18 protein-coding genes are annotated in these 17,699 nt (G+C 60.9%); 7 read left to right on the forward strand and 11 right to left on the reverse strand.

Annotated elements, in window-relative coordinates:
• Position 1 precedes the first annotated feature (1 nt).
• Positions 2-865 (forward strand): hypothetical protein, encoded by an 864-nt coding sequence (locus ACMGFM_RS00735; protein ID WP_436900349.1) that lies wholly within the window; start codon positions 2-4, stop codon positions 863-865.
• Between the two features lie 10 nt (positions 866-875).
• Here the strand turns inward: ACMGFM_RS00735 and ACMGFM_RS00740 are convergent, their stop codons facing one another.
• The 3 genes from ACMGFM_RS00740 to ACMGFM_RS00750 form a co-directional block, all read right to left on the reverse strand.
• Complete coding sequence (locus tag ACMGFM_RS00740) at positions 876-1,319, reverse strand: hypothetical protein (RefSeq protein WP_436900350.1); 444 nt, start codon at positions 1,317-1,319, stop codon at positions 876-878.
• Positions 1,320-1,374: 55 nt separating this feature from the next.
• Positions 1,375-2,748 carry an MEDS domain-containing protein gene (locus ACMGFM_RS00745; protein WP_436900351.1) on the reverse strand — a complete coding sequence of 458 codons (1,374 nt, stop codon included), beginning with the start codon at positions 2,746-2,748 and terminating at the stop codon, positions 1,375-1,377.
• A 95-nt stretch (positions 2,749-2,843) separates the two neighbouring features.
• The gene (locus tag ACMGFM_RS00750) at positions 2,844-3,803 is read right to left on the reverse strand and encodes an aminopeptidase (protein WP_436900352.1); all 960 of its coding nucleotides are present in this window, start codon (positions 3,801-3,803) and stop codon (positions 2,844-2,846) included.
• 85 nt (positions 3,804-3,888) lie between these two features.
• Between ACMGFM_RS00750 and ACMGFM_RS00755 the strand changes: the two genes are divergently transcribed.
• Both ACMGFM_RS00755 and ACMGFM_RS00760 read left to right on the forward strand, forming a co-directional pair.
• A complete protein-coding gene (locus ACMGFM_RS00755; RefSeq protein ID WP_436900353.1) occupies positions 3,889-5,739 on the forward strand; it encodes a glycoside hydrolase family 2 protein in 1,851 nt (616 codons plus the stop codon).
• A 204-nt stretch (positions 5,740-5,943) separates the two neighbouring features.
• Positions 5,944-6,834, forward strand: a complete 891-nt coding sequence (locus tag ACMGFM_RS00760) for a coiled-coil protein (RefSeq protein ID WP_436900356.1) — start codon at positions 5,944-5,946, stop codon at positions 6,832-6,834.
• Positions 6,835-6,890: 56 nt separating this feature from the next.
• Here ACMGFM_RS00760 and ACMGFM_RS00765 read toward each other — a convergent pair whose 3' ends face one another.
• The 6 genes from ACMGFM_RS00765 to ACMGFM_RS00790 all read right to left on the reverse strand — a co-directional run bounded on the left by ACMGFM_RS00765 (position 6,891) and on the right by ACMGFM_RS00790 (position 12,685).
• The gene (locus ACMGFM_RS00765; protein WP_436900357.1) at positions 6,891-7,589 is read right to left on the reverse strand and encodes a 6-hydroxymethylpterin diphosphokinase MptE-like protein; all 699 of its coding nucleotides are present in this window, start codon (positions 7,587-7,589) and stop codon (positions 6,891-6,893) included.
• Between the two features lie 142 nt (positions 7,590-7,731).
• Positions 7,732-8,850: a dihydropteroate synthase gene (gene folP, locus ACMGFM_RS00770; protein WP_436900358.1), complete on the reverse strand. Its 1,119-nt coding sequence runs from the start codon at positions 8,848-8,850 to the stop codon at positions 7,732-7,734.
• A gap of 123 nt (positions 8,851-8,973) precedes the next feature.
• Complete coding sequence (locus ACMGFM_RS00775) at positions 8,974-9,855, reverse strand: hypothetical protein (RefSeq protein ID WP_436900359.1); 882 nt, start codon at positions 9,853-9,855, stop codon at positions 8,974-8,976.
• Positions 9,856-10,007: 152 nt separating this feature from the next.
• The gene (locus tag ACMGFM_RS00780; RefSeq protein ID WP_436900360.1) at positions 10,008-11,306 is read right to left on the reverse strand and encodes an amidohydrolase; all 1,299 of its coding nucleotides are present in this window, start codon (positions 11,304-11,306) and stop codon (positions 10,008-10,010) included.
• Between the two features lie 30 nt (positions 11,307-11,336).
• A complete protein-coding gene (locus tag ACMGFM_RS00785; RefSeq protein WP_436900361.1) occupies positions 11,337-11,669 on the reverse strand; it encodes a 2Fe-2S iron-sulfur cluster-binding protein in 333 nt (110 codons plus the stop codon).
• Positions 11,666-12,685, reverse strand: a complete 1,020-nt coding sequence (locus ACMGFM_RS00790) for a CPBP family glutamic-type intramembrane protease (RefSeq protein WP_436900363.1) — start codon at positions 12,683-12,685, stop codon at positions 11,666-11,668. The genes ACMGFM_RS00785 and ACMGFM_RS00790 overlap by 4 nt, the downstream gene beginning before the upstream one ends.
• An 85-nt stretch (positions 12,686-12,770) precedes the next feature.
• Between ACMGFM_RS00790 and hisG the strand changes: the two genes are divergently transcribed.
• Together hisG and ACMGFM_RS00800 are read left to right on the forward strand one after the other, a co-directional pair.
• Positions 12,771-13,616 carry an ATP phosphoribosyltransferase gene (gene hisG, locus ACMGFM_RS00795; RefSeq protein WP_436900364.1) on the forward strand — a complete coding sequence of 282 codons (846 nt, stop codon included), beginning with the start codon at positions 12,771-12,773 and terminating at the stop codon, positions 13,614-13,616.
• A gap of 1 nt (position 13,617) precedes the next feature.
• Positions 13,618-14,733, forward strand: a complete 1,116-nt coding sequence (locus tag ACMGFM_RS00800) for a DNA-methyltransferase (RefSeq protein WP_436900365.1) — start codon at positions 13,618-13,620, stop codon at positions 14,731-14,733.
• On the opposite strand, the gene ACMGFM_RS00805 is transcribed toward ACMGFM_RS00800, so the two are convergent.
• Positions 14,725-15,060, reverse strand: coding sequence for a hypothetical protein (locus tag ACMGFM_RS00805; RefSeq protein WP_436900366.1), 336 nt, complete (start codon positions 15,058-15,060; stop codon positions 14,725-14,727). The two genes, ACMGFM_RS00800 and ACMGFM_RS00805, sit on opposite strands and share 9 nt — an antisense overlap.
• A gap of 70 nt (positions 15,061-15,130) precedes the next feature.
• Positions 15,131-15,691 (reverse strand): TATA-box-binding protein, encoded by a 561-nt coding sequence (locus ACMGFM_RS00810; RefSeq protein WP_436900367.1) that lies wholly within the window; start codon positions 15,689-15,691, stop codon positions 15,131-15,133.
• 166 nt (positions 15,692-15,857) lie between these two features.
• Between ACMGFM_RS00810 and ACMGFM_RS00815 the strand changes: the two genes are divergently transcribed.
• Both ACMGFM_RS00815 and dacZ read left to right on the forward strand, forming a co-directional pair.
• Entirely contained in the window at positions 15,858-16,829 is a 972-nt protein-coding gene (locus ACMGFM_RS00815; RefSeq protein ID WP_436900368.1) for a methyltransferase domain-containing protein, read from the forward strand.
• Positions 16,830-16,889: 60 nt separating this feature from the next.
• A complete protein-coding gene (dacZ, locus tag ACMGFM_RS00820) occupies positions 16,890-17,699 on the forward strand; it encodes a diadenylate cyclase DacZ (protein WP_436900370.1) in 810 nt (269 codons plus the stop codon).

The raw sequence follows: 17,699 nt of genomic DNA on the forward strand, positions 1-17,699 counted from the left end.
AATGACACGAATCCGAACTGTGGGGTTGGTAACGGTTGTGGCGGTGGTCGCCGCGGTCGTCGTCACGGCGGGTGCCGGTGTGGTGGCCGGCGGCCACGCCGACGACACGGCAACGACACCCAGCGTTGCACAGGATACAAACGAGACAGAGGTAACGGCCTTCGTCGCCGAGAGTCAGGGCGGGTATGTCGCCTTCTCGGAGGACTCAGAGTCGGCCGCGGAAACCGAGGGAGTACCGTTTCCGTCCCTCGAAGAGGGTGAAGAGCCGATTCAAATCGAAGCTACGGTGAATCCTGAGGACGGGACGTGGGAGTCTGAAAATCTCACGTTCCCGGAGCTGACAGTCAACGAAGACCTTGGTCTCACGGCCGACGTCGAAGTGATCGACGGGCTTGAGGGCCAAATTGACCGCGAAGAAGGAGTCTTCACCGTCGAGGGCAGATTCCGCGTGACGATTCAGAGTGCGTCGTTCACGTACGAATCGGTCCAGACGACAGGCGAAAGCGGGTCGCTGTCTGGCTCTGCAGAATTCAACGGCGACACTGCTGAGGTCACGCTCGTTGATAACGAGTTCACTGTCGACGAGGAGACCAGCAGTTCGACGATCAACGGCTTTCTGGACCTCCCGGCCGACGAACCGGGCGAGAACTGGCTGGTGCTCAACATGGATGTCTCCCTAAACGAACAGGAACTTCAGGACCGCAGCACGACAGACGACGGCGGTGAGGAGGAGATACAGAGCACGGAAACACTCGTGTTGACCGTCCTCGGACAGGCTGTTGGCTTTGCCGGACTAGCCACCGCAGTGCTCGCAATCCTCGTCACGCTGGTCGCACGGGTGACCGGCGTAATCTCACTGGAGTGAACGCTTCGTTTTAGTCGGTCATCTGGGAACTGAGTCCACCAGCGAAGGCGCTGGCAAGCCCCACCAGTCCAGTAATGGTCACGAGTTCCAGCGCTGACGGCCCGCCGCTACCGCTCGTCGCGAGTCCCAGCACGATTGCTGCAACAGGAATCATCACTGCAGTGCCCATCAGACAGCCGATACTGACCCAGAGTCCCTTTACTATGCTCGACTCGCGAAGCCCCTCGAAGACGCCGACAATACCGGCGACGATCGGCGCTGACATGATAATAACCAGCAGCGCGACCAGTGACGCAAGGCTCAACAGCGCGTCACCAGCAATCAGCGAGCCTTCGCCGGCAAGTTCGTTTGCGCCAACCCACCACATAAGCATCCACGAGGTGATTGCCAACCCCACTCCGACCGACAGCATCGTCAACGAAATCCGACCCAACAACTTGATGTTCTGCCTCATGGACCGCTGATGCAAAGGGCTGGTAATTAAACCCACTGGTTGGGCCGTCGGTAGCTCACCCGGCTCCTCGCTTGCAGTTGATTCGCAGACGGCTCTCGTTCTCGGGGAATTCGAGCGTGCCGTATCCACTTTCGATAATCCACTTTACCAGCCACAGGTCCAGACCGGTGCCGTGTTTGAGCTGTGTCTCCGTCCCCAGACGGAGCACCTCCCGGTCTGTCGCCGGGATGAGTCGCTGGTCAGTCTCGATACTGATGCAGACATTCTCTGGCGGCACCGGCTCACAGGTAATCTCGATGACCGGGGAGGCTCCGTTGTAGTTGCGAACGACGTCCAGCAGCAGGTGAACGAGCGCCTCTCCGAACGCTTCACTCACTCCAATCGTCTGACCGAGCTCTCCCTGAACCGAGATATCCACATCCGGATTCGCTGCCCGGACCGCCTCGGTCACTCGCTCTAACAAGGGGCCAACCGTGAACGAACTCATCGCCGTTTGCTCGAGGGTTCGCTGGACGTATCTGGACTTTTCGGCGATATCACAGACCTGGTTAACGTGGTCGATTGCCTGCTCGAGACGCGCTCGGTCTTGGTCACTCAGCGCATCGCCCTCCCGGACGAGTTCGATATTTCCGGACACGACGTTGAGGTCGTTGCGGATGTTGTGTCGCAACACCCGACTGACGACCTCGAGACGCTGTTCTCGCCGGGAGAGCTGGCGTTGGGTGCGCGCGAGCTCGTGGGTCTGTTCGAGCATCAACTTCGCATCGAGCGCGGTGTCGTCGCCGGCGGTGTACTGCGAAGGCGGGACGTAGTAGGGGTTGTCACACAGCGTGTACTGGTAAATCAGCTGGTCGTGTGTCCACAGCGCTTTCGCCGCCGCTTCCCGGTCGAAGCGGTTGAGGTCGTACTGACAGAGCGCGACGACGGGCAAATCGGGGCAGACGGCGTCGAAGTCTGACTCGAAGTCGAGAATTTCCTCGAAAGACGCGTCTGCGTGGAAACACCACGTGTTCTCGCCCGCGACACAGAGGCCCTCGTATCCGTCTTCGACACTCTGGATAGCCTCCCGTTCGAGTGTCGAAATCATTCCGTCGGCGTCGAACTCCGGCTCGACGTACGTTTCCGTCGCATCCGCAAACACCAGGTCACCGTCAGCGAGTCGTTCGTCGACGTCGATACCCGCCTCCCGCAGTGACTCCTCGATTCGCGCCGGGTCGGAACTCTCGAAAAAGTATACCGCTCGCCGCCCTGTCATCAACCCGTAGCACAGATAGATCGTCGCGACATCCATCTGTGCTTCTGAGTCCTCATAAAAGAACGCGAGATGTCGGGACAGGTCGGTCCGGTCTAACTCCGCAAACAACCGCTCTTTTTGCCGGTGCCCACCGAACAGGACCTCCGACTCTTGTTGTTCTCCGAGCGGATTCATGTTGCTGTTTAGAACTACTGCGTACATATGAATCCGTTGCCTTAGTAACTAGACGCCTCCGTGACCGGTTCAGCGACCGCTCTCTGTCCGAAGCGTCACACCGCACTCGACGGCAGCGTAACTTCCTCGCCGTCGGCGTACACAGTGGGTTCGGTGAGAATTCCGTCCAGATGAATCGGGACCTCGATATCGCCGCCAATTCCGTGGTCGTCGCCGATCGCGATGTGGACCGTCCCGCCGGCTTTCTCGTCCAACAGGACGGAGCCAACGAGGTCAGTCACAGCCACGTTCGTCCCGATGCCCAGTTCAGCCAGATTATACACGTCCTCACCGGCCGTCGCTGCGGCAGCCTCGACCTCCTCTCGGAGCGCGTCGTCTTCGATGCTGGTCACCATTCCATCTTCGACGGTGTACTCGATAGTCTGGCCGTCGTCGAGTTTGCCGTGGGGCATCATCGTCCCGTCCACCACGACGGTCCCGTCGGCGGTTTCGGGGCTGACGAACACCTCGCCTGCGGGGAGATTTGAGAACTCGCCAGGGCTGTGGACGATGCCAGTGTCTTCGAGCCACTCCCTGTCTCCTGGCTCGAAGGTGATGTCGGTGCCCTGTGGCGAGGTGACGCGAATCTCGCCTGCGTCTTCGACCTGTGCGAGCACATTCGCACACTCTTTGCGGATACGCTCGTAGTCGGCGTCCAGTCCCATCAGAAAGACGCCGTCCGTAATACCGGGCAGTGTCGCCATGCGCGCACCTGCCTCCGTTGCGTCGACGCGGGCAGTCGTGTGACTGAGACTTTTCGTTGTCGGTGCGAGCACGACATCGCTGTGCTGAATCGCGGCCGCGACTGGGTCCGGTGGCTCCTCGCCGTGCTGGTTGCCCGGCGGATATCGCAGTAGCACTGTGTCGTCAGTAATCTCGGCGGCGACGCTGTACAGCGCTTCCGCGATGGCCTGTCGCTTGTCGTCGGTGACGATGGCGCAGGACTCCTCGGGCTGGAGATTCATACACTGCTCGACGGCTGTCCGGGCCGGTCTGTTGAGCGAACCGTTTGTCATATTGCGTGCAACGGCACCGACGCCGATAGTCGTTCCCCTACCGAAACGCGAAAAGGCTATACCGGCAGGGGACGCGGCGAGTAACATGTTCGATGAGTGGCGGGCCACGGCTCCAGCGACTGACGCCTCCGGGCAGTCGGTCACTGTTCCCGGCCGACCGGCGGCGTTTGCGAGGGCAGACGTTGTCGAGTACATGACTTCGTTTGCGGACCCGCGCGAGGCTGCGGATGACATTGCTGTTCTGGAACTTCGGGGACTGTACGCAGACACTGCGGTCGAACTGAGTGCCGACCTCCTCGACGGTGAGGGGACCGTCGAACACGACACGTACTTCCGACCACTGCGCATCCCTTTCGAGCCAGACGACGAGAACGACCTCACCGTTACCTGCCACGCACCAACTGGCCGCTTCGGTGGCATCCACGACACGGACCTCGTTCCAGACGAGCAGTCTGTGCCGGGCATCTGGTGGGGTGCTGACATCGAATCACACGCCCTCCCCTGTGTCGACCGTATCGACGTGTCGCCGGTTGTCAGCAACGACGGTGTCCAACTCGAACTCCGGACAACCGTGCTCACCGATGGCCCAATCGACGACCACATCACCTATTCGATTCGGCCAGCGGGCGACACTAAATCGCGGGGCATGATGCAACGCGGCAGCGTAGAGACCGACGCGGCTGGCAGGACAGTTGTCGAACACACCGTCGATGTCCACGACCCAGAACTGTGGTGGCCCCGTGGTCTGGGCGACCAGCACCAGTATACACTCCGCGCGAAACTCGGTGAGAGCGAGTACAGTTGCACGACCGGTATCTGTGATATCGAGTTCGACGATGGACGACTCGTGGCCAACGGCGAACCCATGTCGATCCGCGGACTCAACGTCCTCACCGACGACGAAGCTGATATCGACCGCGCTATCGAGTGCAACGCCAACCTTGTCCGTGCCCACGGCCACGTCCCCTCCGAGGAGTTCTACGAACGGTGTTCGGCCGCAGGACTGCTGGTCTGGCAGGACCTGCCGCTGACCGGCCCCGGTTCCTTCGAGACGACTGGTGGGATAGACCACGCGCGGGCGCTCGACCGCCAGTACAGCCGCTACCCCGCGCTCGCGGTCACGTCTGCCCACGACGACCCGGTCGACGCCTTCGGTGACGGGCTTGGGACGGGCACACTCGACCAACTTCGCTTTCGCTATCGAGCCTGGCGCTCGAACTACGACACCGGTCCCGCCGAAGAGGTGGCAACGGCACTGCCCGACCATCGGCCCTCGTTCCCAGTCGTTGGCGGCGCCGGCGTCGGGAGTGAGATTGGCTCGTACTATCCCGGCTGGTCCTACGGTGAGGCGGGCGATATCGAGGAGCTTCTGAGCCGCTACCCCGCAAGCGTCGTCGCGGAGTTCGGTGCCGGCGCGCTCGCCGACTCAGGAGCGACGGGAGATATCCCCGGCTTCGAGGCCGACAAACACGACAGACACGTCGACGGCGGCGTCGAGGGCTCCCAGCAGTACCAGTCTCAGCTGCTCCGACGTCTCGTCGAACATCTCCGCTGCGAGCGCCGCGGAGCGATTCCCTTCGCCCTGCGCGATACGGCGTCGGGTGCAGGAATGGGAGTATACAGTGCCGACGGTGAGGAGAAAACAGCCGTCGAGACGGTTCGCCAGGGATTCGAGCCAGTGCAGGCGTTTCTGAGCACACCCGGCGAGATGGAAAGCACCGTTACTGTGATCAACGACACGCCGCAGGCATTCTCCGGAACACTCCACTGGGAGACCGACACTGCCGGTGGGAGTGCCGAGTTAACCGTCGGTGCGAGTGGTCGCTGGACCGGCGGGTCGGTTGACCTCGGCGAGGGGGTAAGTCAGGTCACGCTCGAGCTGTCGTACGACGCTGGCCAGGTGACGAACAGCTACGACCTCGCTGTGTGGCCCTGAGTCGTGGGAACGGCAGTCAAGGAGTCATCCGACCGGAATGTTTAAACCCAATCCTGCAAAAGTATCAGACACCAGAACGCGTGCGGCGATTTGGTCGTACAGCACTCCGCCCAACATGATAGGGAACGCCTGTTTTCGACGACAGCAGATCCGCAGGGAGAGTGTCAACGACAGCCGCACCGCATATGGAATCGAGGTTCAACCATGGCAGATTCGATAGACCAGTCCAAAAACATTGAAGTTACAGACGAAGAGCTCGAAAACAAATCCAAAGGCGAACTTATCAAACTCGCTGGCAAGCTCCGCGACCGGCGCAACGAGCTAAACCAGATGGCCTCCGAACGGGCCTCTAACCGCGACGACCTCAACGCTAACACCCGAGAGAAAGTCGACGAGGCTCAGGAACACCGTGAGAAACGCGACGAACTGAACGAGCAGGTTCAGGAGCACAAAGAGCAGCGCAACGAACTCAACGCCGAGGCCAACGAACTGTTCGACCGCGTCGAACAGCTCAAAGACGACGCCAAGCTCGACGAGGGCAAGGATATTGAGGAGCTCGAATCCGAGATCGAAGATCTCGAGTTCAAACAGCAGACCGAAGTGCTGGACACCGAGGACGAGCGCGAACTCATCGAGAAAATCGAAGACAAACGCGAGAAGCTCGCGGAAAAAAAGGAGAAACTCGACCAGAACGAAGAGATCGATGAGATCGAAGACGAAGCTGAAGAGGTCCGCGCCGAAGCCTCCAAACACCACCAGAAGGTGACTGAGCTCGCCGACGAGGCCCAGAAACACCACAACGAGATGATCGAGGCCTACCGCGAGGCTGACGAAATTCGTGACGAAGCCGACGAGATGCACGAGAAATTCGTCGACGCCCAGGAAGCGGCCGACCAGCACCACGAAGACTTCGTTCGTGTCCAGAAGCGCCTGCGCGAACTGGACAAAAAGGAAGAAGAAGAAGAGCGCGAACAGCGCGAAGAGAAACAGGAGGCCGCCCGCGAGGAGGCCGAAGAGATCTACCAGCAGTTCAAGGAAGGCGAAACCCTCGACACCGAGGATCTGATGAAACTGCAGAAGACGGGTCTGCTATAATCTAACAGTCTGTTTTTCGGTTTTAGCCCACTTGCCAGCAGCACTGGGTCTCCCAGTTACTCCACTGGGAGTCCAGAACTGTCGAGTTGCTCTCGTCGGCCGTCCAGCACGGTGAACTGCTGTTCACGACGGCGTTCGAGCCAGTACAACAACCGCTCGGCCCACCGGAGCTTTTCGGCTTTTTCTGCGTCGACTGTTGGGTCGTCGAACGCCCAGCCCGGAAACACAAGTTCTGCTGCTCCGCGGGCGTCAGCGAGAAGCGCTGCTCGGTCGCCGTCAGTAAATCCGCCAAAGTTCCGGACGATGCCAGCCGGCGCGGCCTGTGTGGTCGGTACCACAAACTCGTGGTCGAGTTTCGGCACCCACGCCTCCAGCGCGGCTGTGTTATCGCCATGAGCGTGGACAGCAACGGGCGTCCCCGCTGTGGTGAGCTCGACCACCGTCTCCGGGTTTTTGTCCAGATCAGTCACCATACAGTCGACAGCAATCTCGTGTTCACGGAGTCGGTCAGCCGCAATCGACGCCGCAACGACCACGTCAGCGTCCGCTGCCAGTCGTAGTTCTGACTCCTTTGCCATGGAGTCGGCACCGCCAGCGATAGCGACGGTCTGGCCCCTCCAGTCCAGCGCCCCGGGGTCGAAACTCGACTCGAGTAGCTCTGCGAGTCGGTCGCGCGCACGCTCGTCGCCCGCGCGCCCGTAACCGAAGTCAGCGAGGATAGCCTCGTACACTGGCTCCCACTGCTCGAATTCCACGGCTAGAGGCCTCTCTGTCGGGTATTACGAGTGGGTCCGATATAAACCGGATTGAGCCGAAATGGCATACCGAACTGCCCCTGCCCGAGTATGCCCTTTCGGCCGTCATTGCCTGATTTTGGCTCTTGGGGTATAAGTTTTCTCACCGAGAACCCTCCACAACCGCCGTCAACGCCGTGGTTAGGTTCTCATCTTCAAGCTCGCCGATGAGTGTCTCCACCGACTGAATTGAGCCGGCCACGAAGGCTGACTCCCCACCGCTGACAGCGACGTTCGCCTCCTGTCCTGTCGTGCGGAGGTGGGTTAGCGTTGCGTCGTCGAGTCCGCGGAGTTCACACGCGACTGTCACGCCGGCTGCTGCGGTGTCGTCGTCGGTGTATCTGCGAGCGTCACCGAGCGTTCGCACGTCCAGTTCCTCGATTTCGACACCGTCGATGGTCGTCTCTGTTCGGTCTGGCGTGAACGTATCACCGACGAGTGCGGCGTCGCGGGTTTCGGCCACGTCGTGGGTCCGGATAACGTGAGCGCCGCGCTCGACGGCCATCGAGGTTGCGGCCAGCGAGACGGGCAGCGCGCCCTCGGTGTCTCGGCCAGCAATCGACCGGAGGAAGTTCTTGCGGTTGATCGAGACCAGCATCGGCTGGCCGAAGGCACGAAACTCCCGAAGGCGGCGGAACGTCTCGCGGTCGTCTTCTATCGTTTTCTCCTCACTCCACCCCCCGAAGGCAGGGTCGATAATTGTCTTGTCGGTCAGTCCGTTCTGGAAGAGTGCGTCGTAGATATCGTCGACATCCTCGACCGCACCGGGTCGTTCCAGGTCAGCCGGACTCGCCATCTTCCCAACTGCCACGTCGTAGTCCTCACAGACGCGCGGCATCTCTGGGTCGGCAAAGCCACAGATGTCGTTGACCATATCGTAGCCCCGTTTGAGCGCTTCCTCGGCGACCTCGTGGTACCGTGTTTCGATAGAGAAGACGGCGTCGCCGCTGACGCTCTCGATGGTTTCGATGGCAGTGTCGAGTCGGTCGAGTTCCTCCTCGGCAGAGAGCACCTCGAATTTCTTGTTGGCGGACTCCAGCCCGACGTCGACAATATCTGCGCCCTGGTCGATGAGTTGTGTATCGACGTATTCGGCAGCCTCACCCGCGTCGTCGAACACCGACGGTTTGTACGGGGACTCCTGACTGACGTTCAACACGCCCATGATCCGTGGCGGCTGGTCGTCTCCAATCTCCAGTCCGGCCGCGTCGACAGTTCGCATACACACGTGTTGGCTTTGAACCTGTTAAGCCGGTCGGTCCGGCCCCAGCCTTGCCAGTGCCTGGTTGCGGGCCGGGCGAAAAGAGAAAACTCCGGTGAGTAACTCGAGAACCGTGTCGCGTCGTTACGGGCCAGCGCTGTCCGGGGGCCCCTGTCGACCGTTATCCTCGTCTTCCTCTTCAGTTTCTTCCTCAGCTTCTTCGTCTTCAGCTTCTTCTTCCTCCTCGTCTTCTTCTTCGTCTTCAGCTTCTTCCTCTTCCTCAGCTTCTTCCTCTACATCTTCGCCATCCTCGTCGTCAGCGTCATCGCTGCCTGGGCCGCGGTCAGCAGGCGGTCCGGCGTCTTCTGGCGGGCCGGCGTTACTCTTGTTCTCTGGTGGGCCAGCGTGTTCCGGCGGGCCAGCGTCGCTTTCGTTCTCGTCGTCACCACCGGGGCCGGCAAAGGCCGGCGGGCCGGTCTGGTTTGCGTCACTGTTTCCGGGGTTGTTGTCGAGCACGAACGCAGAGACCAACTGACCGAACGGCTGGTCAGTGTCGTTCATCGCAGTCTCGTTTTCCGTGGTGTTGTCGTCGGTCGTCTCGCCGCCGAGCAGCGAGTGGACAAACGAGGAGACAAGCTGTCCGAAGCTACCTTCCTCTTCCTCGTCTTCCTCGGCCTCACCAGCAGCGTCAAGTTCTGCTTCGGTGCTAACCGTCTCGTTGTCGACAGTGGCTGTCACTGCGACGGTGGTGTCGTTCTCCGGTGCGGGGAGCCCAACCGTCCCGTTTTCATCGGTGCTGTACTCGCCCGTACCGCTGTAGGTCGTGTTGTCAACTGTCGATACCTCGACTGTGCTGTTCGCTACTGCCGTGTCATTCTGTGCGACTGTCACTGTCACGTTTCCGTCGTCGTTCTGCGTTACGTCGACGGACGCGTGTCCGTCTGCCGCGACAGTCACTGCACCAGCAGCGAGGACAGCCGCCCCCATTGCCAGCGCAAACACGATCAGTAGTGATTTCCGTTGCATCGTAGTTGCGACTTGGGTCGAATTCCATCTAAACCCCCCATCCCGTTCAGTTCGTTCACCGGACGTTCCGAACGCACTCTGACAGATTCTTAGACTGTTAAAAGATTTAAAACGGCTGCATAGCGTTTATCTCTCTCCGACTGTCCGCCCGTTCATTTGCCCGCTCGCTCGAACAGCGCGGCGGCGTGTTCGGTCGCTTCTGCTATCACACTGTCCAGGTCGAGGGTCTGGAGCTCTCGGTCTTCCATCAGAACACGCCCGTCACAGACGGTATGTCGGACGTCGCTGCCTTTGACGGCGTACACGAGGTGGCTGAGGAGGTCGTGACGGGGCGTGAGGTGTGCGGCGTCGAGGTCGAGTACCGCAAGGTCGGCGTTCGCGCCGGCTTCGACGCGTCCGCTCTCGATACCAATCGCGTCTGCGCTCCCTGCCGTGGCCATCTCAACGACTGCCTCCGCGTCGACGGCCCGTGCGTCCGCAGCGGCCAGTTTGCCGAGCATCGCCGCGTCACGCATCTCGTCGAACATATCGAGGTCGTTGTTCGAGGCCGCGCCGTCGGTCCCGAGTCCGACTGGGACGCCCGCGTCGAGCATCTCCTGGACGGGAGCCATCCCGCTCGCGAGTTTCATGTTCGAGGCTGGGTTGTGGATAACTGCCGTCTCTCGCTCGGCGAGTAAGTCGAGTTCACTTTCGTCAACGTGGACACCGTGGGCAACAAAAGAATCCTCGGCGAGCAGCCCTAACTCGTCGGCGTACGCAAGGGGTCGTTTCCCGTACTCTTCGACGAGTGGGTCGACCTCGTTTTCAGTTTCGTTGGCGTGGAGATGAATCGGAATTCCATCCTCTCGGGCTTCGGGGACGTACTCACGATAAAATTTCTCGTCGACAGTCGTGAGGCTGTGGGGTGTGAACATCGTCTGGACGCGCCCATCAGCCGCGCCGTCGTACTCTCGGGCGAAAGAGAGTCCGGCCTCGAAGTCCTCGTGGGCGGCCTCGTCGTCTTTGCCGACAGTGATACAGCCGTGTCCCAACCGGGCGCGGACGCCGGCTTCCTCCACAACGTCGGCGACTTCCGGCATGAAGAAGTACATATCAGCGAAGGCGGTCGTTCCCGAGCGGATCATCTCCGCGACGCCAAGCGCCGCGCCGGCCCGCACATCCCCTGCCTGCAGTTCGGCCTCGACGGGCCAGATATCCTCCTGCAACCAGTCGTCCAGTTGTTTGTCGTCGGCGCTGCCGCGAAAGAGCGTCATCGCGACGTGGGTGTGTGCGTTGACAAGTCCGGGAATGACCAGTCCGTCGTCGGCGTCCAGCGTCCGGTCGGCGTCCACAGTTCCGGGTTCAGCAATCGCTTCGATTGTTCCGGCGTCGGTGTCGACCAGTACGTCGGCCCGCTCGATGCTGAAGTCGGGCCGGAGCACCTGTCCGCCGGTGACTGCAAGTGTGTCCATATCCCGTCTGCGTCGCCCCGGTTCTTAACGTTACAGATGTCGCGGGAAGACCTGCCCCCAGACGTGTTTGTCGAGCAGGCGGACAGTCAGGGGTTCCTCGACGGTAATCTGACAGGAGAGTCGCGGATAGCCGAACTGGACGGCCGCGGCGTCGTGCCAGTGCTCTGGCGCAACGGTCGGGTCGATGTTAACCGTGCAGGTGGCACAGAGCCCGCGCCCACCGCAGTTGGCGTGTTTCGAGACCGTCCCGTACACCTCGAAATCACGCTCTAACAGGGCGTCTCGGAGTTTGCGACCACGCGCCACTTCAATAGTCTGTTCGTCATCGCCGTCAACGACGGTCACGGACACTGTCTCGCTCATAGCGCGCTTAGCAGAAGCTCTGGGACAGTGAGGCCGGTGGCCGCAGAGACGGTAGCGACGACAACCACAGAGTTGTGAAAGCCGTGTAACAGGGCTGGGACAACGAGATTTTCTGTGTATTCGTAGATCCAGCCGAGGCCGATACTCGTGACGAAGAGCACAGACATCGTGATCGCAATCCCGGTTGCACTGCCGCCGCCGGCGAGCGCGAAGACGTGTGCCATCGCGAACAGCAGCGACGCCAGCAAAATCGCCGGAACTGTCGACAGTGACTCCCGAAGCCGGTTCTGTACCACGCCGCGGAACAGTGTCTCCTCGGCTGGGCCGACCACCAGCAACATCCCGATAACAGCGAAGACGACGATTTCCGGATTCGCGGCGATAGCCTCACCGGTCGAGTTCTCTGCTGGCTCTGCGTTGCTGGGGCCGACTAGCTCCGCGGCAACCTCGGTTACAACCGTCAGCACGATACCCGCCGTGATGATGATGCCAACCCAGGTGACGAGCACGAGTCCGATCTCCTTCAGCGAGGGAATTTCGATACCGAGATACGCTCGAACACCGTCCCAATCGTAGCCCTGGCGGCGCAGAAACCAGAGGCCCAGTGCGACGAACCAGGCAAACTGCAACAGTGCCATTCCGACGATAACTGGGCCAACCGGAAGGCCAATCCCGATGAGGATTGCGCCGATAATCGAGAGGGCGATTAATGGCACTCCGAGGCCAGCGACACTCAGTCCAAGCGCAGCCCCAACTGCTCGAAACGGTGACTCCTGACCGCGTTTCGACCCCGGTGCGCCCGGTCCAGATTTTTGCGGAGGCGACGCTCCGTCGTCGAACTCCGTGTGCTGGTCGGTTGCCCCGTCAAGGGGCACCGTTCCGCCGTCTGCTGACTCTGCGGGCTGGCCGCCGGAGCCAGCCAACTGCGCGCCACACTCCTGACAGAAGTTGTCGGCTGGGTGAACCGCGGTCCCACAACTGTGACAGGCGCCGTCCGACTCGGAGGGCTCGTCCATTACCCATACCTTAGTCCTCCGCAAAAAAGAGCCTTTGTCTCCCGCGGTCGAAACACAGTTGTTCCGCCCCGCCGAGAGATGGGATATGCGAATCGCTGTGCCCAACAAGGGCCGTCTTCACGAGCCAACCGTCTCGCTGCTGGAACGGGCCGGACTCCACCTCGTCGACGGTGCCGACCGAAAACTGTACGCTGACACGGTCGACCCCGACGTGAGCATCCTGTTCGCCCGTGCCTCGGACATTCCCGAGTATGTCGCCGACGGCGCGGCTGAACTCGGCATCACGGGCTACGACCAGGCCAGAGAGTCACCCGTCGACCTGACTGAACTACTCGATCTGGGATACGGTCGCTGTCGAATCGTGCTCGCCGCGCCAGAGGATGGCGACATCACGTCTGTTGAAGACCTCGAAGGTGGCACCGTCGCGACCGAATTTCCGCGTATCACAGAATCGTATTTTGCCGACGCAGGTGTTGACGTGAGCGTCACCGAAGTCTCCGGCGCGACGGAACTCACACCTCACGTAGATATGGCTGACGCCATCGTCGACATCACCTCGACAGGGACAACGCTCCGGATGAATCGCCTCGCAGAGGTCGAAGAACTGCTCTCGTCGTCGGTGCGACTCTTTGCCCGCGATGACGTGCAGGATGACCCCAAAGTCGACCAGGTTGCGACGGCGCTCGATTCGGTACTCGCAGCAGAGGACAAGCGCTATCTCATGCTCAACGCACCGGAGGACCGGCTCGAGGATGTCCGTGAGGTGCTTCCGGGGATGGGTGGCCCGACGGTGATGGATATCGCCGGGACGGACCAGGTTGCGGTCCACGCTGTCGTCGGTGAGGAGACGGTTTTCGAGGCCATCAGCGACCTCAAGACAGTTGGCGCGAGTGACATCCTCGTCACCGAAATTGAACGGTTGGTCGAATAAGATGGACGTCGAGCAGCGCCGGGAGACCACCCATCGAGTCCACGCGGCCGACGCCCGCGACCAGAGCGCGCTCGCGACCGACTCTGTCGACCTGGTCGTTACCTCTCCGCCGTACCCGATGGTCGAGATGTGGGACGACCTCTTTGGCGACCTCGAACCAGATATCGACTCGTATCTCGACGCCGGGAAGGGTGACGCGGCGTTCGAGGCGATGCACGGCGTTCTCGATTCGGTCTGGGACGAACTCGAGCGTGTCGTTGCGCCGGGCGGCATCGTCTGTCTCAACGTCGGCGACGCGACGCGAACAGTCGACGGCCAGTTTCAGGTCTACCCCAACCACACCAGAATCACCGCGGCTTTCGAGCGCCGTGGGTTCGACCCGATGCCGGACATCCTCTGGCACAAACCCACCAACAGCGCCGCGAAGTTCATGGGTAGCGGGATGGTCCCGCCCAACGCCTACGTCACGCTCGAACACGAGCACATCCTCGTGTTCCGCAACGGAAGTCGCCGCGCGTTCGAACCTGGCGCTGACCGACGGTACGAGGCCGCCTACTTCTGGGAGGAACGCAACCGCTGGTTCACCGACATCTGGTCGGACGTCCGTGGCCGCCTGCAAACCCTCGAGAATGATGCCCTCCGTGACCGTGCCGCGGCCTTTCCCTTCGAGATTCCGTACCGCCTCTGTTCGATGTTCTCCACGTACGGCGATACGGTCCTCGACCCCTTCTGGGGGACTGGAACGACCACGCTTGCGGCGATGGTCGCCGGACGAAACTCTGTCGGCTACGAGCAAGAACCGGCCTTCGTAGAGCACTTTGACGACAGCGTTACCGATGTTCCCGCTATTTCGCGTGATGTTGTCACCGAGCGACTCGCCGACCACGTGGCCTTCCTTGCTGACCGGGACGACTCCGACACGGCACCCGACTACACCTCCGAATACTACGACTTTCCGGTGATGACGAGTCAGGAAGAAACACTCAGACTGTACGTCGTCGACGAGGTGGCGCAAGCAGGCGACTCGCCGACCGAATACAGACTCTCACATCTTCCGGCCGAGCAGACGCCAGTTGTCGAGCAGATAGAACTGCATACGGCACGCAACTCAGACTGAGCGTTTTTTCACCGTCCACTCCTCTTCGGGAACGTCGAACACGAAGCGGCGACTACCCCGGCCCGTCTGCAAAACGAGTCGCTCGCTCCCGAGTTTGTACTTGGTGACCATCCGCAGGTCAATCTCCTCTCGCAGCGTCCGCAGGCGAAACTCCTTGCGTCCCGTTTCCTCGTACACGCCCAGTGTGACGCCGATATCGTCGAACTCACAGACAATTTTCGAGTCGGTTACTTCGTCGAGGTCGCCGCTGTTTCGAGCGACCCATTTCCCGAACGAGGTGGCAAAATCTTCCGACAGGCCGCCGTCCTCGTTCCAGATCTCCTCCATACGTGTACCGGCAAGCCCGCCACTATAGAACTTTTGGGGAGCAAAATCAACTGCCGCCGCAGGAAAACGTTCAGTCGAGCAGGCTCAGTTCTTCGAGTCGCGTCACAATCTTGTCGACGGCTTCTTTGGCGTCGTCGGGTTCTTTGCCGCCTGTAATGACGAGTTTACCCGACCCGAACAGCAGTGCAACCACGTCGGGGTCTTCGAGTCGGTAGACCAGTCCGGGGAACTGCTCCGGTTCGTACTCGATCTTTTCGAGACCGAGTCCAATCGCGATGGCGTTGAGGTTGAGATTCCGACCGAGATCCGCAGAGGTGACGATATTCTGGACGATAATCTCCGGGTCGTCCTCGACCTGAATGTTCAGCTCTCGTAGCTTATCGAAGACAATTCGCAGGCTCTGGTGGACGTCGTCTGTGCTCTTTGCACCCGTACAGACGATTTTGCCGGACCGGAAAATGAGTGCTGCCGACTTTGGCTCTTGGGTTCGGTAGACAAGACCCGGGAACTGCTCGGGGTCGTAATCCGCACCCTCGAGGTCCATGGCCACGCTCTGAAGGTCAAGCTCCTGGCCAATACCAGTCGACGCAACGACGTTTTCGATATTGATGGTCTCCTTTGGATTCACCATGATTCAATTTAAATATCGTATTTAAGGTTTATAAAGGTTCGTGACCCCGCAAGCTAGGAACCGGACGTGTATGTATTTGGAATTCGATATGTTCGGTTTATATCGGTGCCGAAAGTCGCGTTACGGCAACCGATACGCTGATACGGATTCGGCCGTCATTGCAGGCGTGTACGTTCTCGAACTCGCAGGACAGGACGACGAGTTCGCGGCCTACGAGGCCGAACACGCGGCGAGTGACGTCTCCCATCTCGCGCCAGGGCTGGTGACTGCACGGGGCATTACCGACCGAGTTACTGACCTCGCTTACACCCACCGGGCGAGCGAACTGATCGGTCGCGGTGTGCCGACAGTCGCGGACGCGGTCGCAATTCTTTCCGCGGCCTCGCTCGACCGCGAGGGCTCGGTTGCGGTTCGGGCCGTCGACGTTCGGTCGACGACCGGTATCGATACGCAGGCTGTCGAACGCGAACTCGGTGACCAACTGGTCGACCGCGGCTTCGAGATCGACCTCGAGGACCCGGACCACGAACTTCGTGCTCTGTTCTCCGGCGGCGAAACCGGTACGTGTGCGCTGGGCTGGCTGGTCGCCGAAACCGACCGCGGCTTCGGCCAGCGGACGCCAACCGACCGCCCGTTCTTCCAGCCCGGCAGTATGGAACCGATGCTCGCCCGGGCACTTGCCAACATCGCTGGTGCGCGACCCGGCGCGACGGTGCTCGACCCGATGTGCGGGACCGGCGGCATTCTCATCGAAGCCGGCCTCACAGGTGCAGAGGTGATCGGTCTCGACGTACAGGAGAAGATGGTGCGGGGCAGCAGAGCAAATCTCGACGACGCGCTCGGTGACGGCTACGATGTCATCCGTGGAACTGCAGGGGAACTGCCGCTTGCCGACGAAGCGGTCGATACGGTCGTCTTCGACGCACCCTACGGCCGCCAGTCGAAAATCGAGGGCGAACTTGGTGAACTTGTCTACGACGCCCTCTGTGAGGCCCGTCGGCTCGCCTCTCGGTGTGTCGTCGTCGGCGACAAACCGTGGGCACAGCCAGCACACAACGCTGGCTGGACGACCGAAGCGGTCTTCGACCGTCGCGTGCACCGTTCGCTGACGAGATACATCGTGGTGTTGCGAAGCTAAGCCGACACGCCGGAAGCGTCTGCCGCAAGGCTTTTTCCCACCCCGCGAGTCGATACACCAATGACCGGGCTGGGGGACACGCTGGACGAAGTCGTCGGTGAGATCGACGCCGTCTTGCTCTTCACCGAAGATAGCGACACGTTCGAGCGATTCGACGAGGATGACCACCAGACAATTGTGGTCGGGACGACAAACGCGCCCGACGCCGACGCCTTTGTCTCGCTGCCCTTACATTTTGAGGACGTTGAGAGCCGCATTCGATTCGGAATCGAGGGGGCGCTGGACCAGGAACTGATCGCCGATGGCGACGAGGTGGTCTGCCTGACGAGTTCCTTCAGCGACGCCATCGACTCGATTATCCGCGTCAAGGCCGACCAGTTCACCCGGACAGGGCTGTACGACCTGTTTGTCAACTCCCGGGCCGACCCTGCCGTGGTTCGGGACGTCTTCGAGGTTGCTATCGAACTCGGCAAGAAAGGCCAGAAGGGCAAGCCCGTCGGCGCGCTCTTTGTCGTCGGCGACGCGGGGAAAGTGATGAACAAATCCCGGCCGCTGTCGTACAACCCATTCGAGAAATCGCACGTCCACGTCGGCGACCCAATTGTCAACGTCATGCTCAAAGAGTTCTCTCGGCTTGACGGGGCATTCGTCATCTCAGACAGCGGGAAAATCGTCTCGGCCTACCGGTATCTCGAACCCGCAGCCGAAGGCGTAGACATTCCGAAAGGGCTCGGCGCGCGACATATGGCGGCTGGGGCGATTACGCAGGACACGAACGCGACGGCAATCGTGCTCTCGGAAAGCGATGGGATGGTGCGAGCGTTCAAGGCCGGTGAGCTGATATTCGAGCTTGACCCGGAGGAGTACTGA

The sequence above is a fragment of the Halovenus halobia genome (assembly GCF_051414135.1).
In the GTDB taxonomy this organism is placed as follows: Archaea; Halobacteriota; Halobacteria; order Halobacteriales; family Haloarculaceae; genus Halovenus; species Halovenus halobia.

What these genes read in the sequence shown, in the direction of transcription:
- ACMGFM_RS00735 (WP_436900349.1), top strand. Translation starts at nt 2, where the DNA reads ATGACACGAATCCGAACTGTGGGGTTGGTAACGGTTGTGGCGGTGGTC.
- ACMGFM_RS00740 (WP_436900350.1), bottom strand. Translation starts at nt 1,319, where the DNA reads ATGAGGCAGAACATCAAGTTGTTGGGTCGGATTTCGTTGACGATGCTG.
- ACMGFM_RS00745 (WP_436900351.1), bottom strand. Translation starts at nt 2,748, where the DNA reads ATGAATCCGCTCGGAGAACAACAAGAGTCGGAGGTCCTGTTCGGTGGG.
- ACMGFM_RS00750 (WP_436900352.1), bottom strand. Translation starts at nt 3,803, where the DNA reads ATGACAAACGGTTCGCTCAACAGACCGGCCCGGACAGCCGTCGAGCAG.
- ACMGFM_RS00755 (WP_436900353.1), top strand. Translation starts at nt 3,889, where the DNA reads ATGTTCGATGAGTGGCGGGCCACGGCTCCAGCGACTGACGCCTCCGGG.
- ACMGFM_RS00760 (WP_436900356.1), top strand. Translation starts at nt 5,944, where the DNA reads ATGGCAGATTCGATAGACCAGTCCAAAAACATTGAAGTTACAGACGAA.
- folP (WP_436900358.1), bottom strand. Translation starts at nt 8,850, where the DNA reads ATGCGAACTGTCGACGCGGCCGGACTGGAGATTGGAGACGACCAGCCG.
- ACMGFM_RS00775 (WP_436900359.1), bottom strand. Translation starts at nt 9,855, where the DNA reads ATGCAACGGAAATCACTACTGATCGTGTTTGCGCTGGCAATGGGGGCG.
- ACMGFM_RS00780 (WP_436900360.1), bottom strand. Translation starts at nt 11,306, where the DNA reads ATGGACACACTTGCAGTCACCGGCGGACAGGTGCTCCGGCCCGACTTC.
- ACMGFM_RS00785 (WP_436900361.1), bottom strand. Translation starts at nt 11,669, where the DNA reads ATGAGCGAGACAGTGTCCGTGACCGTCGTTGACGGCGATGACGAACAG.
- ACMGFM_RS00790 (WP_436900363.1), bottom strand. Translation starts at nt 12,685, where the DNA reads ATGGACGAGCCCTCCGAGTCGGACGGCGCCTGTCACAGTTGTGGGACC.
- hisG (WP_436900364.1), top strand. Translation starts at nt 12,771, where the DNA reads ATGCGAATCGCTGTGCCCAACAAGGGCCGTCTTCACGAGCCAACCGTC.
- ACMGFM_RS00800 (WP_436900365.1), top strand. Translation starts at nt 13,618, where the DNA reads ATGGACGTCGAGCAGCGCCGGGAGACCACCCATCGAGTCCACGCGGCC.
- ACMGFM_RS00805 (WP_436900366.1), bottom strand. Translation starts at nt 15,060, where the DNA reads ATGGAGGAGATCTGGAACGAGGACGGCGGCCTGTCGGAAGATTTTGCC.
- ACMGFM_RS00810 (WP_436900367.1), bottom strand. Translation starts at nt 15,691, where the DNA reads ATGGTGAATCCAAAGGAGACCATCAATATCGAAAACGTCGTTGCGTCG.
- dacZ (WP_436900370.1), top strand. Translation starts at nt 16,890, where the DNA reads ATGACCGGGCTGGGGGACACGCTGGACGAAGTCGTCGGTGAGATCGAC.